Raw genomic sequence first — 19,910 nt, 5'->3', positions numbered from 1 at the left:
CTCTATCGAGAGTACAGCGATGATCGCAGACCAGGACCACCGGAATCCGTCACGAAGTACCCGACTTGTCCGGGTACCGTGCTGCCTGCTGTTATTGCTCCTCGGGGGTTGCGCCACTCAGACAGACCTGGACTACCTGCCCCGGGCCGAACAGGAAACCCGTCAGGTGGCTGCCTGGCAGGCCGAGAACAAGGGAATATTACAAAATCCGTCTCTGGATGCCCTGATCGGCGACAGTGAACTGTCCGCACTGATCGATGAGGCGCTGTCCGCCAACCCCGGGCTACAACAAATTCTGCTGACCCTGCAAATCCGCCAGGCGGAACAGCGCCAAACCCGGGCAGCGCGCCTGCCGGACGTGGACGGGGGCTTCAACACCAACCGCGAGGAAGGCGCTGAACGCCAATACAGTGGTTCCACCACCATTAGCTGGGAGCTCGACCTGTGGCGCAAGCTGGCGGACAGCGATAACGCCGCCCTTGTGGATGTAGCGCAACAGCAGGCCCTCTACCAGGCAGCCCGGGATACCCTGGCCACCCAGGTGATGAAGGACTGGCTGGGGCTAATCGCCGTGCAGCGCACAATCGACATCGAACAGCGGCGCCTGGACACCCTGGAGAAAAATGAACAGTTTATTTTGCAGCGCTACCGCAATGGCCTCGGTACCCTGGAAGACCTGGATAGCGCCCGCAGTTCCGCCGCCAGCACCCGAGCCACCTTAGCTGCCTACCGGGAGAGTCAGGCTGCCCTACGACGCTCCCTGCAAACTACCCTGGGGCGCAACCGCAGTGAACCCTTGAACGTACCCGACCACTACCCATCCGTCATCAGACCTCTGGCCGCCCTGCCGGAACAGACCCTGCAGCGGCGCCCGGATTTACAGGCCGCCTATCTGGCCCTGGAATCCGCGCAGTTGCGCACCAGGGTGGCCTACAAGACGCTGCTGCCCAGCATCAACCTGCAAGCGGCCCTGCAGGATGTGGCCGATTCCCCCAGTGCGGCACTTCTCAGCGATCCGGTGTGGTCCCTGCTGGCCCAGCTGACCGCCCCCCTTTATCGCGGTGGCGAGCTGCGCGCCGCCGTAGACATCGCCGAATTGAACAGCGCCTATGCCTACCAGGATTATCGCCAGACTTTGCTCACCGCCATCAAAGAGGTTGGCGATACCCTGGGCCTTGAGCAATCGCTGGCAAGTCAGCAACAACATGTCTTACAGGCACTGGCCAGTGCCCGCAATAACCTGACCCAATACCAGAACAGCTATCGCGCCGGTCTGGTGACCGTTCTCGACCTGCTCAACGTCCAGCAGCAGACCTATGACCTGGAGTCCCGCCTGGATGACCTCACTTACAACCGCCTGGCCAATCGCATCGACCTCGGCCTGGCCCTCGGACTGGAAGCTACCCCATGAGTAAAACCCGCCAGCAATGGCTGATTTTCTGTGCCGCCCTGTTCGTACTGGTCGCTGTGGCCCTCTACAGCCTGTATGGCATGCGCCAGCAGGCAACGCGCACCATGCCCGAGATCCATCGCCAAACACCCCGCCCCGATGTTTCGGTGGTCACTGTCAACACCGCTCGCTACCCCGCCGCCATGATGGCTTACGGCGCGGCCGAGACTCACTACCAGTTGACACTCACCGCCGAGGTTTCCGGCAGGGTGGAGAACCTGGCCGAGGGCTTCGAGGTCGGTTCCAGGCTGGCTGTCGGCACCGAACTGGCGCGCATTGAAGCGAGCAATTATCGGGCCGCACTGGCCGCAGCAGAAAGCGAACGACAACAAGCCAGAGTGACCCTGCTGGAAGAGGAGCGTCAGGCACTACAGGCCGAAGCGGAGTGGCGCGCCTCGGGGCTTGAAGGAGAGCCGGATTCCCCACTGGTACTTCGGCAACCACAGCTGGCTGCGGCCCGTACCGCGCTGGACAATGCTCAGGCCGCGGTGGACAGTGCTCGATACGATCTGGCACAAACCCGTATCACCCTACCCTTTGACGCACTGGTGATAAGCCGCGACATCGCCCCGGGCAGCTACCTGCAGGCGGGAACCCAGGTGGCGACGGTTTACAGCAGCGACCGGGTAGAAATCACTCTGTCTCTGCCCGCCCGGGACTGGCAAAATCTGCCTGACGGGGATCGATTATTGTCCGGCGCCTGGCCGGTAACCCTGACAGGCGTTGAAAACGGCCAGCAGTGGCAAGGCCGTGTACTGCGCACCGAACAACACCTTGACAGTACGACCCGCCAGCGCTCGCTGGTAGTGGCCGTGGACCAGCCGCTGACGCTGGAAAAGCCGCTGCTGCCCGGCACCTTTCTGAAAGCGCGCCTTGTCGGTGATCAGGTAGATGGCCTGTGGCAACTACCCAGCTCCGCCCTCAGCCAACGGGGTGAAATCTGGTTTGTTGACACTGACGAACAGCTGGACCATTTCGCCACCGATCCACTGTTCAACGACGGCGAGCATATCTATGTGCGCGCACCCAAAACCCTGGCGGGTACGCCAATTCAGGTGCTCAGTCATCCCCTCAACAGTTACCTGAAGGGCATGCTGGTCAATCCAGTGGAGGCGACCGGAAATGACTGATCACATCAGCCCCCGCGGCATCATCCCCTGGTTCGCCGCCAACCCGGTAGCGGCGAACCTGTTGATGCTGTTGATCGTTGCACTGGGCATTCTCCAGGCGGGCTCCTTGCGCAAGGAAGCTTTCCCCAGCATGGAGCCGGACAGCATCAATATTTCCGTATTCTACGACAGCGGCTCCGCCAGACTCACCGAAGAAGGGTTGGCCATCAAGATCGAGGAGCAACTGGAAAATGTCACCGGGATCAAGGCCATCACCAGCAGCTCCACCGGTCGCGGTGTAACAGTCACCGTGGAAAAACAGGCGGATTACAATCTGGACACCCTGCTGCGGGACGTCAAAGCCAAGGTGGACGGCATCTCCACATTTCCGGCGGACGCCAAGAAACCGGTAATCAGCAAGGCGGAGCGGGAGGAGCATTCGCTGTGGCTGCAGCTTTACGGTGATACGGACCGTCACAGCCTCCAGCAATTGGCCGATGCCCTGAAGGCAGATCTGGTGGCCCACCCGGACATAAGTCGAGCCACTATCTCAGGTTGGCTGGATCCAATGATGTTCATCGAGATCAGCGAGGGCAAATTGCAGGCCTACGGGCTGTCCCTTTCGGATGTGGAAAGTGCCGTTAACCTCAACTCCTCCAGCCCGCTGATCGCGGTGATGAGCAACGAGTCCAGTTACCTGCAACTGAAAGCCTCAAAGCAGGCCTACATGAAGGAGGATTTCGCCGCCATTCCTCTGCTCACCACCAATGACGGCCGGAATATCCGCCTCGGCGATGTGGCGGATATTCTCGACACCTACGATGACGACAGCGCTTCACTGTCCCGCTTCCAGGGTCACAACAGTATCGCCGTGCAGGTCATCACCACCGGTCAGGATGACATCTCCGATACCGTGGTGGCCGCCAGGACAGTGATCCAACAGTGGCTGGACAACAATCGTTTGCCGCAAGGGGTGGAACTGGCCAGCTGGTACGATCGCAGCACCTCCATCAACGACCGCCTGCAACTGCTGGTGAAAAATGCCATCTCCGGCATCCTGTTGGTCTTTGTGCTACTAGCAGTGTTTCTCAACCTCACCGTGGCATTCTGGGTGGCTATGGGGCTGCCATTCATCTTTTTCGGTACCCTGTATTTCATGGGCGACAGTTTTGCCGGATTATCGCTCAACGAATTCACCACCTTTGGCTTCATCATGGCCCTGGGTATTGTGGTGGACGACGCGGTGGTAGTCGGCGAGAGTATCTATACGGTGCGCGCCAGTGAGGGCGACACCCTGGCCAACACCATCAAGGGCACCATGCGGGTCGCGGTGCCCACCCTGTTCGGCGTATTCACCACGGTGGCGGCGTTCTACGCGCTATCCCATATCAGCGGGCGGTTGGGACAACTGTATGCCCAGTTTGCAGTGGTCGTAGCCATCTGCATGGTGTTGTCGGTAGTGGAATCAAAACTGATCCTGCCGGCACATCTGGCACACCTCAATACCCATCGCGGCAATCCAAAGAACGTCCTGCTGCGGGGCTGGCAGCGGATTCAACACGGTGCCGACGCCGGGATGAACTGGTTCAGCGAGCGCTGCTACCGGCCGCTGATCGAGTGGACACTGAACTACCGCTACGGGGTGCTGGTGCTGTTTATCGCACTGTTTGTCGGCGTCATGTCGATGCCGTTCACCGGCGTGGTGCGGTTGAGTTTTTTCCCGCACATTCCCGGTGATACCGTGCGAGCGCAGCTGACCATGCGCAATGACGCCAGCTTTGGCCAGACCCATGCCAACCTGAACCAGATGGAAGCCGCCGCCTACCTGGTGAATCGGGAATTGTCCGGTGGTTCTGACAACGGCATCGCCAATCTCCAGGTGCTCTCGGAGGCTGACCAGTCCGGCCAGGTAACCGTCGAGCTGCGCGACGATGCCCCCTACGATATCGATACCTTTACCCGACGCTGGCAGCAACAGGTGGGTGAGCTGGAGGGCGCCAACACCCTGCGTATCCAGAACTCTCCAGGTATGGTGGATGCCCTGCGTATCGAGCTGCGAGACAGTGACGACGAAGTATTGACCGCCGCCGGCGGCAGGCTGAAGGACTACCTGACGGAAATCACGGCGGTGAGTGGTATTCAGGACAACCTGGAGCCCGGCCAGCCCCAGCTCAACCTGGTGCTCACCGAACAGGGGCGGGCGCTGGGCATGAGCACCGATCAACTCGCCATGCAGGTATTGCAGGCCTTCAATGGTCAGGTGGTGCAGCGCTACCAGCGCAGTCGCGATGAAATCGAAGTAAAAGTGCGCTACCCGGAAAACGAGCGCCGCAATCCCGGCGATGTACTTAACGCCCGGGTCCGCACCCCGGACGGCACCGTAGTGCCTCTATCCAGTGTGGCGGAAACCAGCTTCGGTTTCACCCGCGATGCCATCACCCGAATCGATGGCAAGCGAGCGGTGTACCTGTCCGCCGAGGTGGATAAGGATCTGTTGTCCTCCACCGAACTGGTGACTCGTCTCCGCAGCCAACTGGTGCCGGAGCTGAAACGGCAGTTCCCCACCCTGAACATCCATTTCGCCGGCGAGGCGGAGGAGCAGGCGGAAACCCAGAGCTCCATGAAACAGATGTTCCTGCTGGCGATGCTGATCATCTACATGCTGCTGGCGGTACCGTTGCGCTCCTACATCCAGCCAGTGCTGATCATGACCGCCATCCCCTTCGGCGTGGTGGGCGCAGTGCTGGGACACTGGCTCAATGACCTACCCCTGGGCATTCTGTCCTTCAATGGCATCATCGCCCTGAGCGGTGTGGTGGTGAACGACAGCCTGTTGCTGGTATCCCGTTTCAACAATCTGAAACCGGACAGTGAACACCTGCACGAGGCGATCAGCCTCGCCTGTCGAAGTCGCCTGCGGGCGGTGCTGCTGACTTCCCTGACCACCTATGCCGGGCTGATGCCGCTGTTGGGTGAAACCTCCCGCCAGGCGCAGTTTCTGATTCCGGCGGCAGTGTCACTGGGCTATGGCATTATGTTCGCTACCGTGATTACACTGGTACTCATTCCCACCCTCTTGCACATCCAGCACGACATGGCTGAATGGCTAAGTCGACTGCGGCGGGCAGTCATATCAAAGGACCGCGAAGAGGCGACCACACCATGTTGAACCTGCTGTTGATTGAAGACGACCTGGATCTGGCGGAAACCCTGGTCGAGTACCTAGCCATCGAAGGCCTTCGCTGTGACCACGCCAGTAATGGTATGTCCGGCCTGCACTTCATCCACCAACAGCACTACGATGTAATTCTCCTGGACATCAATCTGCCAAAGTTGGACGGGCTGAGCCTCTGCCAGCAGATCCGTACCGAGGGTATCGATAAACCGGTATTGATGCTCACCGCCCGGGACCAGCTGGAGGACAAACTGGAGGGTTTCCGGGCCGGCACCGACGACTACTTGGTCAAACCGTTTGAATTGAGCGAGCTGGTAGTGCGCTGCCACGCTCTGGCGCGACGGCGCAGCGGCCAGATAAAAAGGTTGACCTGTGGGGACCTCGAAATGAACCTCACCGATCGCACCGCCTTGAGGGACGGGCACCTGCTGCACCTCTCTCCCACCAGCTGGCGCCTGCTGGAAAAACTACTGCGCGCCTCACCGGAAGCGGTGAGTCGCCGGGCGCTGGAAGAGAGCCTGTGGGGAGACAACATACCCGACAGCAACAGCCTCAAGGTTCACATCTTCAATTTACGCAAAGCAGTGAACTCCGGTTTCGGATCGCCCCTGATCCACACAGTCCCCGGATTCGGTTTTGTCCTCAGGGAGACAAAGCATGAAACGCCGCACTAGCCTGCGATGGTTTGTCGCCACCATTGTCCTGAGCGTCGGGCTGTTGCTGGTGATCGGCTACTCGAAACTGGCCGGCTACTACTTTATCAGAGGCATGGACAATATTATCGCCAGTCAGATGGAGCAGGTAGCCGTTAAATACACAAAGGCCGCAAACAATATGGAGCGGGCAGTCATTCTCCGGCTCAGCGATATGAGCGTAAGTCGACAGTGGCAGGCACAACCGGCCACCATTATCAACACCATCAAGTCCGAGCCGCAGCAGCCGAGCAAACTTTACAAAGCGCTTGAGAAGGAGGGGTGGTCGGCACCGCCTGATACCGTCTCGTTCGCCATGTTGTACCGGGAGGGCGAAGACCAGCTGTTCGTCAGCCGCCAACTGTCCAGAGCCATGGTATCCGAACTGGTCAAACGCAATGTTCAGGAAAGTCGCTCAACCCTGATGCTAATCAGTCTTGGCAGTGTGTTCGCCCTGGGGTTAGTGGTATGGCTGACCCTGCGCCGCGTTTCCAGGCCAGTGAAGGCACTCAGCCAGTGGACTGGTACGCTGGATGCCGAAAAGCTCGATCAGCCGCTTCCGGATTTCCACTACCCGGAACTCAATGACATGGCGAGCCTGATTCGTACCAGCCTGTCTTCCGTACAACAGAGCCTGGAGCGGGAGCACGCTTTCCTGCGTCACGCCAGCCATGAGTTGCGTACCCCCATCGGGGTCATCCGCAATAACGTGGAACTCATCAATAAACTCCGCAATCATCCCGGCCAGGCACTATCTCCCGCTGAACAGAAAGCTTTCGAGCGTATTGATCGAGCTGGCGCAACCATGCAACACCTCACTGAGACCTTGCTGTGGTTGAGCCGGGAGGAGAGGCCAGACACTTTACCCCTCAGAGAGGTGTGCCTCGATCAAATGATTAACGAGCTGGTGGAAGAGAGCCGCTATCTCTTACAGGATAAGAAGATCAACCTGCGGGTAGAAACCATGCCCTGCCACCAGCCCCTGCCGGAGCAACCAGTGCGGATCGTACTGGGCAACCTGATCCGCAATGCCTTCCAACACACCTGGGAAGGCGAGATCGTCATTGCCCAGACAGATAATGAGATCATCGTCACTAACAGCCAACCCGATGCAACCCAGCTCACGGATGATCTGGGCTTTGGGCTGGGCCTGCAATTGATCCGAAAACTCAATGCAAAACTGGGCTGGCCCTATGTGAATGAATGGCATAAAGGCATGCGCCGGGCCACGGTGACGGTGGCACATCACCAACACCGCCGCAACACCGAACTCTAACACGCCTCACAGGGATGAACAGCGATGAATTGCAGGCATACACCTTCCCGCCATTGATGGCCGCAAGCCAGCAAGTGCGACAATTTGCCACATCCCCATTTGCGCCCGGAAAAAGTAACATACTGGCCACTCTGACTATCTCTGGAGAACTGGCTCATGAAGCGGAACCTGCCTGTACTGTTGAAAAAATTCCCGGAAGGCAGGCCGGAATATTCATCTGACAGCAACTCTGCACTAGTAACCTGACCATTCTGGTAATATCCGGTCATGGTCACTACCCTTGATTCATTCATACACTCGGCAGCGCGGCAAAATCTGCGCCAGCTGAGCGTCATTCGCAACATCGCTCTTGGGGGCCAGATTCTGGCCCTGCTTTTTTTCAGTCAGATCCGGGATATTGGTTTACCCATACTGATCCTGGGAGCCATTCTTGCTCTCTACGCCATTGTCATTACCACCACCTGGTGGCGCACCTTCCGTTACCCGGTCATTACCGAACTGGAATTTTTCTGCCACCTGCTGGTGGACATCCTGTTTTTTACCGGACTGTTATTTTTCAGTGGCGGCGCCTCAAACCCGTTCATTTCCTACTATCTGGTGCCCATCAGCATTGCGGCGACCACATTGCCCCTGCGTTATACCTGGACCATAACGCTGCTGTCACTGGCGGCCTACAGCTGGCTGCTGAACTTTTACCTGCCCATTCCAGCCCTGGCGCCGGGCCATCATCACGACGGCGTCAGCAATCTGCATATTCTTGGCATGTGGCTTAACTTCGCGGTCAGCGCGGGGCTGATTACCTATTTTGTGACCCGTATGGCCCGCACCCTGAAACAGCAGGAGGAACAACTGACCACACAGCGGGAAAACCAGCTGCGCGATGAACAGCTGCTGGCCATCGGTTCACTGGCCGCTGGCACGGCCCATGAACTGGGAACTCCGCTCAACACCATGAAGATCCTGGTGGACGAAATGGTGGCAGACCAATCCGGTTCAAACGATGACCTGAACATCTTGCAGCAGCAGATTGAACAGTGTCGACTTACCCTGAAGCAGTTGGTAGCCACTGCGGAAGGCACCGCAGACGGCGGCGAAGAAATCGCCCTGCGACATTACTTTGACAGGTTATTCGAACGCTGGCAGCTGATGCGTCCCGGCGTACAGGCCAACATCCGTTATCCGGATAACCTGCCGGATATTCACACTCGCCTTCACCCGACCATCGCCCAGTCCCTGACCAGCCTGCTCAACAATGCGGCCGATGCCAGTCCGGATCGAATTGCTATACAGGTGCGCTGGGATCGGCAGCAAATTGAACTCTGTATCAGGGATTATGGTGATGGTGTTGCACCACAGTTGCGGGGCAGACTCGGCACAGCCTTTACCTCCAGCAAGCCAGAGGGAATGGGGCTTGGGCTGTTTCTGACCCAGGCCACACTGCAACGCTACGGCGGCACCATCGACATCAAACCCGGCCGGGAATCCGGCAGTGAGACAAAAGTGATTCTGCCGATACAGGATGCTCATGCCCGATAATCACTATCTGCTTATCGTGGATGATGATGCCACGTTCACCCGTATTCTCGGGCGCGCCATGACCCGCCGCAGCTATCAGGTGCTCACCGCCGGCAATGCCGCCGAGGCCCTTGACCTGTGCCGGCAATACAACCCCCGCCGGGCCGTGGTAGACCTGAAGCTGGAGTCTGAGTCAGGTCTTCACCTGCTGCCGCAGCTGATTCGGATCAACCCCCAGCTCGAGGTGCTGATCCTCACTGGCTATTCCAGTATCTCCACGGCGGTGGAAGCCATCAAGCTGGGGGCCCTGAACTACCTCTGCAAACCCGCCTCGGTGGAGGATATTCTCGCGGCATTCGATACCGATGCCATCCCCGAGGCAACCGGGATCAGCGAAGATCCGCCCTCGGTGGAACGTCTTGAGTGGGAACATATCCAGCGGGTTCTGGCAGAAAATGCCGGCAATATTTCCGCCACGGCTCGCCGTCTCGGCATGCACCGCCGCACCCTGCAGCGCAAACTGCAAAAACGTCCAGTAAAACAATAGCTGTCCCGATCACCTGTTTCTGGCTATCCCGGCACAACCCGGTCCTGAGCCAATATGGTCAACGGTGCATCCGGACACTAAACTGATAGTAAAACCGGCTCATCCAGCGTGAAGCCGTCTTTTTTCCCACCCGATTTGACGTATCAGAGAGTGATCAGTGAATAACAAACAGCCATTGCCTTTACCCGCCGACCGTCTCTACCGGCACTGTGATCCGGCAACCCTGCCCTTCGGTGATACCACCGAACTCGAGCATCTCGACAATTACTACGGTCAGGATCGCGCCCTCGATGCCCTGCGCTTCGGGCTGGGGATTCGCCACGAAGGTTACAACATCTACGTGCTGGGCTCTTCCGGCATGGGCAAACACGAGATGTTGCAGGATTTTTTGCACCAGCAGGCATTTGACCGGCCAAAGCCGAGCGATTGGTGCTACGTCAATAACTTCAGCGCGCCCCATCAGCCCAAAGTGTTAAAGCTGCCCTGTGGTCTGGCGCAACAGTTGCGCAAGGATATGGAACAGTGCATTGAAGATTTGCTGGTGACCATTCCCGGTGTGTTTCAAAGCGCGGAATACAAAGCCAGGCTTAACGACATTAGCGATGCCTTCAACGACCAGGAACAACAGGCCTTTTCAGCGTTAAAAGAAAAAGCGAAAGCACGGAATATTTCCATGCTCGAGACACCTACTGGCTATACCCTCGCGCCGCTGATCAATGACAAAATCATTACTTCGGAAGAGTTTGAAGGCTTGAGCGACGATAAAAAGACTTCCATCGAACAGAAAATTAACGAGCTCAAGGAAGAACTGAAAGAGCTTGTTCAAAAAATGCCTATGTGGGTGAAGGAGAGCCGGGAGCAGTTCAAAAAACTGAATCAGGCCATCGTCCAGAATGCGGTGGGCCAGATATTCAGGGACCTACAGAACCGCTACGCCGATTACCCCGATGTGGTCGAGTTCCTCGCTCTGGTGAAACAGGATGTGATTGAAAATGTGGATGCATTCCGTGAAGAGGAAGAACATTCCAGTGTCCCGGAAAACCTGAAAAACCGGGTACACGAATTCCCGATGTACCGGGTCAATGTGTTGGTGGATAACAGCGGGGCCTGCACGGCGCCTATTGTCTATGAAAACAACCCCTCCCTGATCAACCTGCTGGGCCGGGTCGAGCACGAAGCGCAATACGGTACTCTGACCACCGATTTCACACTAATAAAAGGCGGTGCGCTACACCGCGCCAACGGGGGCTATCTGCTACTGGATGCCGTTAAGGTCCTCACCAACCCCTTTGCCTGGGATGCCCTCAAACGCGCACTACAGTCCCGGGAAGCACGGATCGAGTCGATCGACCAGTTACTCAGTCTGGTGAGCACCAAATCCCTTGAACCGGAACCGGTACCACTGGACATCAAGGTTATCCTGCTGGGCGACAGAACCGTCTACTACCTGCTGCAGGCATACGATCCGGATTTTAACCTGCTCTTTAAGGTCCCCGCCGACCTGTCTGAAGAATTGCCCCGCACCGATGCCAATACCCTGGGTTACGCCCGACTGATCGCCTCACTGCAACACCGCAAGGGAATTCGACCACTCGACCAGAGCGCCGTGGCGCGTGTGATTGAGCAGGGCTCCCGTCTGCTTGAGGACGCTCAGAAACTACCCCTGCATCTCAACCTCCTGACGGACCTGCTCTGTGAGAGTGACTATTTTGCCGGGCAGGCCAATGCAGAACTGATTAGTATCGTGCATGTCCAGGCCGCAATCGAGGCGGCCTCGAGGCGGATGGACCAATTCAGGGAGCGGGTCCATGAGAGCATCCTCAGGGAAATACAGTTGGTGGACACCTGCGGCGAACACGTGGCCCAGATCAACGGGCTCTCCGTCTACCAGCTCGGTGAGTACGCATTTGGCCGTCCCACCCGCATTACTGCCCAGGCACGGCTCGGACACGGCAAAGTACTGGATATCGAGCGCGAGGTAAAACTGGGCGGCAATATTCACTCAAAAGCCGTGTTAATTCTCTCTGCCTTTATCGCCAATCGCTACGCCAGGGATCGACCGCTACCGGTCACCGCCAGCCTGGTCTTTGAACAATCCTATGGCGGGATTGAAGGCGACAGCGCCTCTGTGGCAGAAATCACCGTGTTGCTCTCGGCAATAGCCGACATCCCGATCAGGCAATCCCTCGCCGTCACCGGGTCCATCAATCAACATGGGCAGGTTCAGGCGATTGGCGGCATCAATCAGAAAATCGAGGGCTTTTACGATATCTGCAACGCCCGCGGGCTGACCGGCGATCAGGGGGTGGTGATGCCCGCTGCCAATACCCAGCACCTGATGCTGGAACAACGCGTGATTGATGCCGTTAAACGGGGCGCCTTTCATATCTATGCCATCTCCACGATTGATGAGGCCCTCACGCTACTCACGGGACTGCCCGCGGGTGAACCCAATGAGCAGGATGAGTATCCGGCTGACTCCGTGAACGGCAAGGTGACGGCAAAGATTGAAACGTGGATACAAGTCGCCCGAAAATTTTCAGTCGATAATACGCCGGGTAATGACCGTGCAGACTGAGCGCAGAATTTTAATCGCACTGGACGCGCTGAGTGTCACCGAAGCTGGCCTGTTGTCACTGGTGACCATGGCGAGATGGCTCAACGCATCGCTCGCCGGCCTGTATATCGAGGACAGTCGATTGCTGGCCGCGGCGGGGTTGCCCTTTGCCCGAGAAATTTCCAGACTTTCGGGCGAGGAGCGGTTGCTGGGTAGAGACGCCATGATCAGGTCCAGCAAAATGGCGTCATCCAGAGCACAGCGACTACTGGAGCAGTTATCTTCACAACAGCAGGTGACCTGTACCTTCCATATTGAGAGCGGGATGCTGGCGCCGTGCGCATTATCCCACGAGGGGTACGATATTTTTTTTCCGGGGCGGATCCGTACTTCGGCCAGACCTCGCCCGCGAAGACTATCCTCGCGAGCCAGCCAACCACTGGTGCTGATTTACGATGCGTCCCCACAATTTCATCGGGCACTGGAGGTAGTGAGACGGCTAGCGGTCAATGGGATGGTATCGGATGTCACCCTGTTGAGCGAAACAGCGCTGCCCACAGAGATTGCTGACCAACTGCCGGTTGATGGTGTGAGAGTGCATTTTCAGCGGGTTAAATCCATTCATCCGGGACATTTACCCTACCTGCGGCTACCGGCAGGATCACTGATCATGATGTCAAAAATGAACTTCGAAAAGCTGTCGGCCACGGAGTTGGCCGACCTGCCCGATTTACTGCCTTACCCCTTGATGCTGATTGCCTGACGGATCCGCCACATCAATAAATCCTGGCAGCTAATTCAGTACCCTATAACCGCGGCCCCGCAGACAGTTCTTGACCACGCGTTTACGTTCGGCGCTACCGGAGGACACACCCTTGATAGCACCGGTGACGGCTCCGACACCGGCCCCTTTCTTGGCTGTGCCGGAATCACCGACGATGGCCCCGACAACACCGCCGACCACCGCACCACCTGCTGCGGAGGTTGCCGTTCGCTCCGCCACAGGCACCTCGGCAGCATAGCGCTGGCAGTTGTCAAGGTCCGCGCGGTAATAGGACATGTCTACGCCCTGGGTATCGATAATAATACCGTCCGATGCGCCGTAACCGGATTGGCGCTGACTGCTACAGCCCGCTGCTATGACGGACAACAGTAAAATGAGTGGTAGTCGCAACATCAATGTCCTGTTCTCCAAAGTCATTTCTCCCGTCAGCTCCTATGGCAGAGGTTCGAACCTTATTCATACAAAACGTTTTTGCACAGAATCGGTTGACAGAAATCCTTTACACAGACGGGCTATTTGGTCGTACTCATCAACCCCCTGACCGCAGCGGGAATATCACCCGGCAACAGCACCAGCTTGGCATTCTCTGAGACGGCCAGCTCACGCATCGCCTCAACGTATTTTTCACCCAGCAAATAAACCGCTGGCAATTCTTTGTCCTGAATACCTGCGGTCACTTTTTCGATCGCTTCCTGGGTAGCTGTTGCCAGTACGACCTTGGCCTCGGCATCCCGTCGAGACGCCTCCAGCCGACCCTCGGCTTCGAGAATGGCCGCCGTTTTCTCGCCGTCGGCGCGGGTCACGGTGGCACGGCGCTGGCGCTCGGCAGCGGCCTGCTCTTCCATGGCCTGCTGCATGGTTCCGGAGGGATTGATGTCCTGAATTTCCACCGTTTTCATCACAATACCCCAGTCGGAAATATCGTCGGATATGGAGGTTTTCAACTTGGCCTTGATCTGGTCTCTGGAGGAAAGCGCATCATCCAGATCCATCTCACCGATAATGGAACGCAGGGACGTCTGAACCAGGTTGCGAATCGCCAACTCATAGTCCTCGACCCCGTAGACGGCCTTTTCCGGTGCCACGATATTGATATAGGCCACGGCATTGGCGACGATCACCACGTTATCCTTGGTGATCACTTCCTGCGAGGGGATGTCCAGTACGATATCTTTGGTGGAAACCCGATGGGCCACGGTATCGATATAGGGAATAATGATATTCAGTCCCGGTGGCAGTATTTTGTGAAACTTGCCAAGCCGCTGAACCACATGCTTGCTCCCCTGGGGCACAATCCGGACACCCAGCCCAACGGTAATAACCAGCAGTACCAGAACTGCCAAAACAACAACTGTGCCACCCATGCCACTCACTCCGGAAAACAGTTAACGTTCCACAAACCGGTCGATTCCGGTCAGTTATTCAATCGAGCTTCACCACCACCAGAGTATTACCGGAAAACTCCTTGACGAACACCCGGTCACCCAGGGATAACGTCTGGTCGCAGATAAACTCCCATTCATCGGCACCGAGCAGCGGTGTGGTAAAACGTACCACCCCCCGGCCGTGCTCAACCGGCAGTTTTATGACCCGGCCCGACTCGCCAATGGCGGCCTCTCTGGAGAGTCCGGCCAGGGTTTTATCCACCATTCGCGGTTTCAGGTATTTAAACCAGAACAGCGCGAAACCGCCCGAAGCTAGAATCCAGACCAACAGCTGACCCACAATCGGCAACTGCGGCACCAGCCACAACAGCACACCCACCACGACCGCGCCGAGACCAAACCAGAGGATGGTGAAACTGGGTACGACGATCTCCAGTATCACCAGCAGAATACCCAACACCAGCCAGTGCCAGTAGACAATCTCCATTAACGATCTCCTCGATGGTGATTCTGTTTGGATCCCGGGGATGCCAGCAAACGAAAAATCGCCAGTACCAGAGGCATCATCAACAGAAAACCCACAACTGTCATGATCCAGGCGGCAACACCGCCCCCCTCAATCAGCTGCAGGATCCCCATCGCCGCCAGCACGGCACCCACCAGATCCAGCAGAATCAGGCGATAGGGAATTTTTGGTGATTTGCTGTCGCTCATGATCATACTTCCCGATTTTATAGCAGATTCATCAGGCGCAATTCTGCCGGGTAGGGGTTCAGGTACCAGGACCGGTTGATATAGTCGTCCGGGGATTTTCGAAAATGGTGCTGCAGGAGTGTAACAGGCACGATCAATGGCAGCTCACCTCGTTCGAAGCGTTCGAATATTTCAATCAGCTCCTGTTTGTCTGCGGCATCAAGCTGTTTTTTTAAATATCCCTGAATATGCTGAAGGACATTCAAATGATTTTTACGCGTGGCGATTTTTTTCAGATTGGTCATGGCCAGTGACAGGTACTCTGCGGCAACCGCGTTCAGGGTATCAGGGCGGGCAAGCGCCGCGATACGACCCAGTTCCCGGCACTGATTCTGGTCGTGACTCATGAAGATCAGCTTGTGTCGGGCATGGAAATCCGTGAGTTTCTGCACACTGAGCACCGGAAAATAGTCAGCTCGCCAGCGATGATAGATAAACACCCGCTGAATAAAGTTTTCCCGCAACCCCGGGTCCCCCAACCGGCCCTCTTCCTCAACCGGCAAACAGGGAAACTGGTCCATCACCGTGCGGGCAAACACTCCGCGACCCTCTGGCCTGGCCCCGGCTGTGCCATACACTTTGACTCTGGCCATACCGCAGCTTGGCGAATCCCGCTTTAGAATCAGTCCGGATAATTGACTGATCTCGGCAAACTGTTCCCGACTGTAGCTCACCAGCTGCTCGGTGACATCGAACGCCTGGTCCTCTGTGCGCACGGCCCTGACGGCATTATCTGTGGCAATCAGCCTTAGCGTAGGCCTGGGCACACCGAGACCAATACCGACTTCCGGACAGAATCGATGAAAACTGAAGTGGCCCGCCAGAGTCCCATTGATATAGGCATCCCGCTTATGGCCACCGTTATAGCGCACCTCATCGCCCATCAGGCAGGCACTGATTCCCACCGGAATTTTGTCCACAGTTCACCTCGTAAAAAATGCTCTGTGACTATACCGGTTCCCGGTCATTCAGTGCACGCTTTACCGCTACAGTTGATGTGTTGGCCAATCTAGTTAACCAGCCGCGACAGGACATCCTCTGATGCAGACCGGACCAGCGACCTGAATTGCCCGGCCTCCACAGGTTTGCTGAAATAGTAACCCTGGAAGTAGTCACAGCCCAGATCGGCGAGAATACGGTATTGTTCTTCTGTCTCAACCCCTTCGGCGATCACATCGAGGGACATGATCTGACAGAGTTTGATAACCGCTTTAACAATGGAATAGGTGTTCTCCGAGGAAGCCAGATCGTTAATAAAGCTCCGGTCCAGTTTGACAAAGTGCACTGGCAACTTCTGTAACATCGCCAGCGAGGAATAGCCGGTGCCAAAATCATCCAGTGCAATCCGCAAACCAAGGTCCAGTAAATCCTGGAGCTGACCCTCGACCTCATCAAGGTTATGAATCAGGCTTTCCTCGGTAATCTCCAGTACCAGCTGGTGAGGATCAATAGCATATTGACTGATCAGCTTCCTTATATCGGCAGAAAAGTGCTCATTCTCCAACTGCTTTGGACTGATATTCACGAATAACACCCCGTCATTTGACCAAAGCCCTTCATCAATCCATTGCCGGAGATTGGCGCAAGCACTTTCAAAAATCCACAGGCCCACTTCGTTCATCATCGGCAACGTCGCCATGAATTCAATAAATTCACTGGCCGCCACAATACGCTGTGAGGGTCGGTTCCAGCGAAGCAGTGATTCAGCAAATACAATGTCGCCACCGGCATTGACGATGGGCTGAAAGTGCAAATCAAATTCCTTGTTTTCAACACCCTGACGCAGCTCGCGAATCAGGCTAACCCGGTATTCCGCCTCGACCGCGAGAGAATCGTCATAGAAACTGAACCCTTTGCGCCCAAAGTTTTTCACCCGATACATCGCCAGGTCGGCCTGCTTCAACAGATCATTTGGCGAGTAGCGATCACCCTGAAACAGCACGATACCGCCACTGACTTCGATCTCGTATTCCAGCCCCCGCTGCTTGCAGACCGTTTTACCCAGTTCCATGATTTTATCGGCAATGGAAAGCACTCTGGCCCTTGCCTTGGTCGCTTTTGTGCCAAGATCCTGTACCAGCACCACAAACTCATCACCGCCAAAGCGGGCGACCACATCTTCCTTGCGAACGGCCTGCCGCAATAACTCGGCAAAAAACTGCAACACCATGTCACCCACATGATGCCCCTGGGTGTCATTGATATCCTTGAAATTATCGAGATCGAGAAAAATAACAGCGCCGAATTGATTGTTTCGCTGGGACCGTGAGATTGCGGCGCCCAGTTCACTCATCATGCAGCTGCGATTCGGCAGTGCGGTCAGGTTATCGTAGGTCGCCTGCCGTTTGATGGTTTCCCGATCCTCAATCTGCGAGGTCACGTCCTTGATGAAGGAGGCAACACCGATCAGCTTGCCGTCTTTTGTCAGCGGCGTATTATGCCACTCGCATATTTTTATCTGTCCGTTCCTGTCGAGGACATCGTGAACCGTGTAATAACCCTGCTCGTCCTTTCGCATCAGGGCCTGCCACATATCGCGAAACGAATCCCGCAATCCCGGGGGCACCAGAAAATCTCCCTGACGACCCAACACCTCTGCCACGGGATAACCGAACAGCTTTTCAGCACTGAGATTCCAGCCGGTTATCCGCTGCTGCCGATCCCACTGAATGGCCGGTAGCGGGGCATTTTGCCAGTGCTGCTCAAGCAGGTAGCTGGCCGCTTCCTGCTGTTTTAGCGCCGCCTCAGCCTCGCTTCGAAGCGCGATGTTTTTTTCCAGAGTCCGCTGTTGATGGCGCAATCCAAAATACAGTACGGCAACGGTACCTGCTACAAAACACATAAAGTACAGATTGGCCCCACTGCCCGCGATTGAGACCTCGATCAGCAAGGGCAGCAATATAACTACCGCCCCGAGCAGGGCAGCTTTGAGGTTATAGCTGAGCAGGCCTGCGCTGATCACGGCGATAGCCGCTAACGTGGACACATACAGCCATTGATTTGCTTCCCTGAGATAAAACTGAACAAAACTGTCAAAGGCCCAGATCAGCCCCGTCATGAAAGCCAGGACAATGGCCAGATTGTTGATGTCTTCAACCAGTTTCTGGTTGATCCCAACCACCGCATACGTCACAGACAATCTTCGGATGAGCAACCAACCGGGCACAATGACTCCCAGGCTGTAGAGGACCCACAGTCCAGCCGGCCAATAGATTGAAAATCCACCCCAGGCGAAAATCTGTATCAGACAAAATCCAGAGGTGACCACCAGGAAGAACGGGAGTCTCTCCAACAGCAGCTTAGCCACTTCAAATTTGGCAGCTTGTACCGCCTCATTTGCCATCGTTTCCATAACAGACCACTTCCTTATCAATCGACATGATTATTTTAAGGAGTCTGCAGCAGAGAGAGGATCGCAAGTAAGAAAATTGGCGACGAACGGGCATAAAACGGCACTGATAATGCCGATTATGTGAACCAGTTCACAATTTTAAAGGGAACCAGGTAACAGATTAGACATTTAACGGGGACTGACACTCACTGAAAACTGGTGAAATCCATCGCCATGACAATGGCATCTTCCTGACCGGCATCGTTCTGGTAATAGTTTCTGCGCAGGCAGATTTCCACCAGACCCACGTCCTGATACAGCGTCACAGCCGGCTCATTCGTAGCACGAACCTCGAGAAACAATCGTTCAGCCCGGTCAGTCATCAGGTCAATCAGGTGGTTGAGCAATTGTCGGCCGTAACCCCGGCCCTGGTAATCCCGCCCTATCGCAATATTCAGAATCTCTGCTTCGCCGAGCACAATCGTATAAACGGCATAACCCACCAACTGGTCCTGCAGGGTCATGGTCAGACACTGGTGTTTATCGAGGCTCTCCCTGAACTGGGATTCACGCCAGGGATGGGGCGTCACCTGTTGCTCAAGGGCCGCGATCAACGGCAGGTCAGCGGCCAGCATATTGCGAAACAGGGGGGTCATGGTTGCGGGCTCATCACCCGAATGGCTCGCCAGGTATCGCCTTTAAGCTCGGCAGCATTGAGTAGCTCCTGCAGGCTCGGGGTGACGATAGCCCGGGCACCGCCGGGTAATTCCTCCATCCGGCCCACGGATGACGGGTAGGCTGACTTTGAGGGCAGCAACAGCGCCGCAGGCAATTCACCCATCAGCAAGACCCAAAGCACGCCCTGCTTTTTGACACGGGCTTCCACGAACACTGACAGCATCTCCTCTGCGCCCGACCTGTCGGTTTGATCTGCCGCCGAAGGGGGCCAGTCAATCAGCTGGGGAGATGAAAGTCCGTCGCCGAGACGGCCAATTGCCCACATTATATTGGCAAGCAGACCGGATTCCTCCTGCAGAGGTACGCTGCCCGGCGCCAACCCGTTAATAACCAGCAAGTCATCGCTGGGTTGCCAGCAAGCCAGCCGGAAACTGCCGATCTGCTCCTCATGCAAATCAGCCGGTTTGTCTTCGGCCCCCGGCAATTCGGAGTTCTCTGGCAGCGCAACAACAACCTCAGACGGGACAGTATTTGCCACTTCTGCGACAGTGTCCGGATGAAAATCCAGCGCAACGGGCTCCGAATCCCTGGGTCGATATTGCACAACACCCAAGGTGCTGAGATACCAGTCACGAAGATCCCGGGATACAGGCATCAA

17 protein-coding genes are annotated in these 19,910 nt (G+C 56.4%); 9 read left to right on the top strand and 8 right to left on the bottom strand.

From position 1 onward, the window contains the following. Window positions 1-19 precede the first annotated feature (19 nt). The 9 genes from QZ516_RS03060 to QZ516_RS03020 all read left to right on the top strand — a co-directional run bounded on the left by QZ516_RS03060 (window position 20) and on the right by QZ516_RS03020 (window position 13,084). Window positions 20-1,411 (top strand): TolC family protein, encoded by a 1,392-nt coding sequence (locus QZ516_RS03060; RefSeq protein ID WP_297186037.1) that lies wholly within the window; start codon window positions 20-22, stop codon window positions 1,409-1,411. Next, window positions 1,408-2,580: an efflux RND transporter periplasmic adaptor subunit gene (locus tag QZ516_RS03055; protein ID WP_297186034.1), complete on the top strand. Its 1,173-nt coding sequence runs from the start codon at window positions 1,408-1,410 to the stop codon at window positions 2,578-2,580. The genes QZ516_RS03060 and QZ516_RS03055 overlap by 4 nt, the downstream gene beginning before the upstream one ends. Then, window positions 2,573-5,728 carry an efflux RND transporter permease subunit gene (locus tag QZ516_RS03050; protein WP_297186031.1) on the top strand — a complete coding sequence of 1,052 codons (3,156 nt, stop codon included), beginning with the start codon at window positions 2,573-2,575 and terminating at the stop codon, window positions 5,726-5,728. The genes QZ516_RS03055 and QZ516_RS03050 overlap by 8 nt, the downstream gene beginning before the upstream one ends. After that, entirely contained in the window at window positions 5,722-6,408 is a 687-nt protein-coding gene (locus QZ516_RS03045; protein ID WP_297186029.1) for a response regulator transcription factor, read from the top strand. Before QZ516_RS03050 ends, QZ516_RS03045 begins: the two co-directional genes overlap by 7 nt. After that, complete coding sequence (locus QZ516_RS03040) at window positions 6,392-7,702, top strand: HAMP domain-containing sensor histidine kinase (protein WP_297186027.1); 1,311 nt, start codon at window positions 6,392-6,394, stop codon at window positions 7,700-7,702. Before QZ516_RS03045 ends, QZ516_RS03040 begins: the two co-directional genes overlap by 17 nt. Before the next feature lie 267 nt (window positions 7,703-7,969). Continuing rightward, window positions 7,970-9,238 carry an ATP-binding protein gene (locus tag QZ516_RS03035; protein WP_297186025.1) on the top strand — a complete coding sequence of 423 codons (1,269 nt, stop codon included), beginning with the start codon at window positions 7,970-7,972 and terminating at the stop codon, window positions 9,236-9,238. Next, window positions 9,222-9,764 (top strand): response regulator transcription factor, encoded by a 543-nt coding sequence (locus tag QZ516_RS03030; RefSeq protein ID WP_365332740.1) that lies wholly within the window; start codon window positions 9,222-9,224, stop codon window positions 9,762-9,764. Before QZ516_RS03035 ends, QZ516_RS03030 begins: the two co-directional genes overlap by 17 nt. 157 nt (window positions 9,765-9,921) lie before the next feature. Beyond that, a complete protein-coding gene (locus QZ516_RS03025; RefSeq protein WP_297186019.1) occupies window positions 9,922-12,342 on the top strand; it encodes an ATP-binding protein in 2,421 nt (806 codons plus the stop codon). Next, on the top strand, window positions 12,332-13,084 hold the full coding sequence (locus tag QZ516_RS03020; RefSeq protein WP_297186016.1) for a hypothetical protein: 753 nt from the start codon (window positions 12,332-12,334) through the stop codon (window positions 13,082-13,084). Before QZ516_RS03025 ends, QZ516_RS03020 begins: the two co-directional genes overlap by 11 nt. 30 nt (window positions 13,085-13,114) lie before the next feature. Here QZ516_RS03020 and QZ516_RS03015 read toward each other — a convergent pair whose 3' ends face one another. The 8 genes from QZ516_RS03015 to QZ516_RS02980 all read right to left on the bottom strand — a co-directional run bounded on the left by QZ516_RS03015 (window position 13,115) and on the right by QZ516_RS02980 (window position 19,907). After that, window positions 13,115-13,522: a glycine zipper family protein gene (locus QZ516_RS03015; RefSeq protein ID WP_297186013.1), complete on the bottom strand. Its 408-nt coding sequence runs from the start codon at window positions 13,520-13,522 to the stop codon at window positions 13,115-13,117. A 95-nt stretch (window positions 13,523-13,617) separates the two neighbouring features. Continuing rightward, on the bottom strand, window positions 13,618-14,469 hold the full coding sequence (locus QZ516_RS03010) for an SPFH domain-containing protein (protein WP_297186009.1): 852 nt from the start codon (window positions 14,467-14,469) through the stop codon (window positions 13,618-13,620). 58 nt (window positions 14,470-14,527) lie between these two features. Beyond that, a complete protein-coding gene (locus QZ516_RS03005) occupies window positions 14,528-14,977 on the bottom strand; it encodes an NfeD family protein (protein WP_297186006.1) in 450 nt (149 codons plus the stop codon). After that, on the bottom strand, window positions 14,977-15,204 hold the full coding sequence (locus QZ516_RS03000; RefSeq protein WP_297186004.1) for a hypothetical protein: 228 nt from the start codon (window positions 15,202-15,204) through the stop codon (window positions 14,977-14,979). Before QZ516_RS03000 ends, QZ516_RS03005 begins: the two co-directional genes overlap by 1 nt. 17 nt (window positions 15,205-15,221) lie before the next feature. Further along, complete coding sequence (locus QZ516_RS02995) at window positions 15,222-16,163, bottom strand: DUF523 and DUF1722 domain-containing protein (protein ID WP_297186003.1); 942 nt, start codon at window positions 16,161-16,163, stop codon at window positions 15,222-15,224. A gap of 89 nt (window positions 16,164-16,252) precedes the next feature. Further along, entirely contained in the window at window positions 16,253-18,595 is a 2,343-nt protein-coding gene (locus QZ516_RS02990) for a GGDEF domain-containing phosphodiesterase (RefSeq protein ID WP_297186000.1), read from the bottom strand. Window positions 18,596-18,780: 185 nt separating this feature from the next. Then, on the bottom strand, window positions 18,781-19,230 hold the full coding sequence (gene rimI / locus QZ516_RS02985; protein WP_297185997.1) for a ribosomal protein S18-alanine N-acetyltransferase: 450 nt from the start codon (window positions 19,228-19,230) through the stop codon (window positions 18,781-18,783). Next, entirely contained in the window at window positions 19,227-19,907 is a 681-nt protein-coding gene (locus QZ516_RS02980; RefSeq protein ID WP_297185994.1) for a hypothetical protein, read from the bottom strand. Before QZ516_RS02980 ends, rimI begins: the two co-directional genes overlap by 4 nt. Between the last annotated feature and the right edge of the window lie 3 nt (window positions 19,908-19,910).

The sequence above is a fragment of the uncultured Porticoccus sp. genome (assembly GCF_913061305.1).
Lineage (GTDB): Bacteria > Pseudomonadota > Gammaproteobacteria > Pseudomonadales > Porticoccaceae > Porticoccus.
The sequence above is the reverse complement of the archived record's forward strand: the minus strand, read 5'-3'. Positions and strand labels throughout refer to the sequence as shown.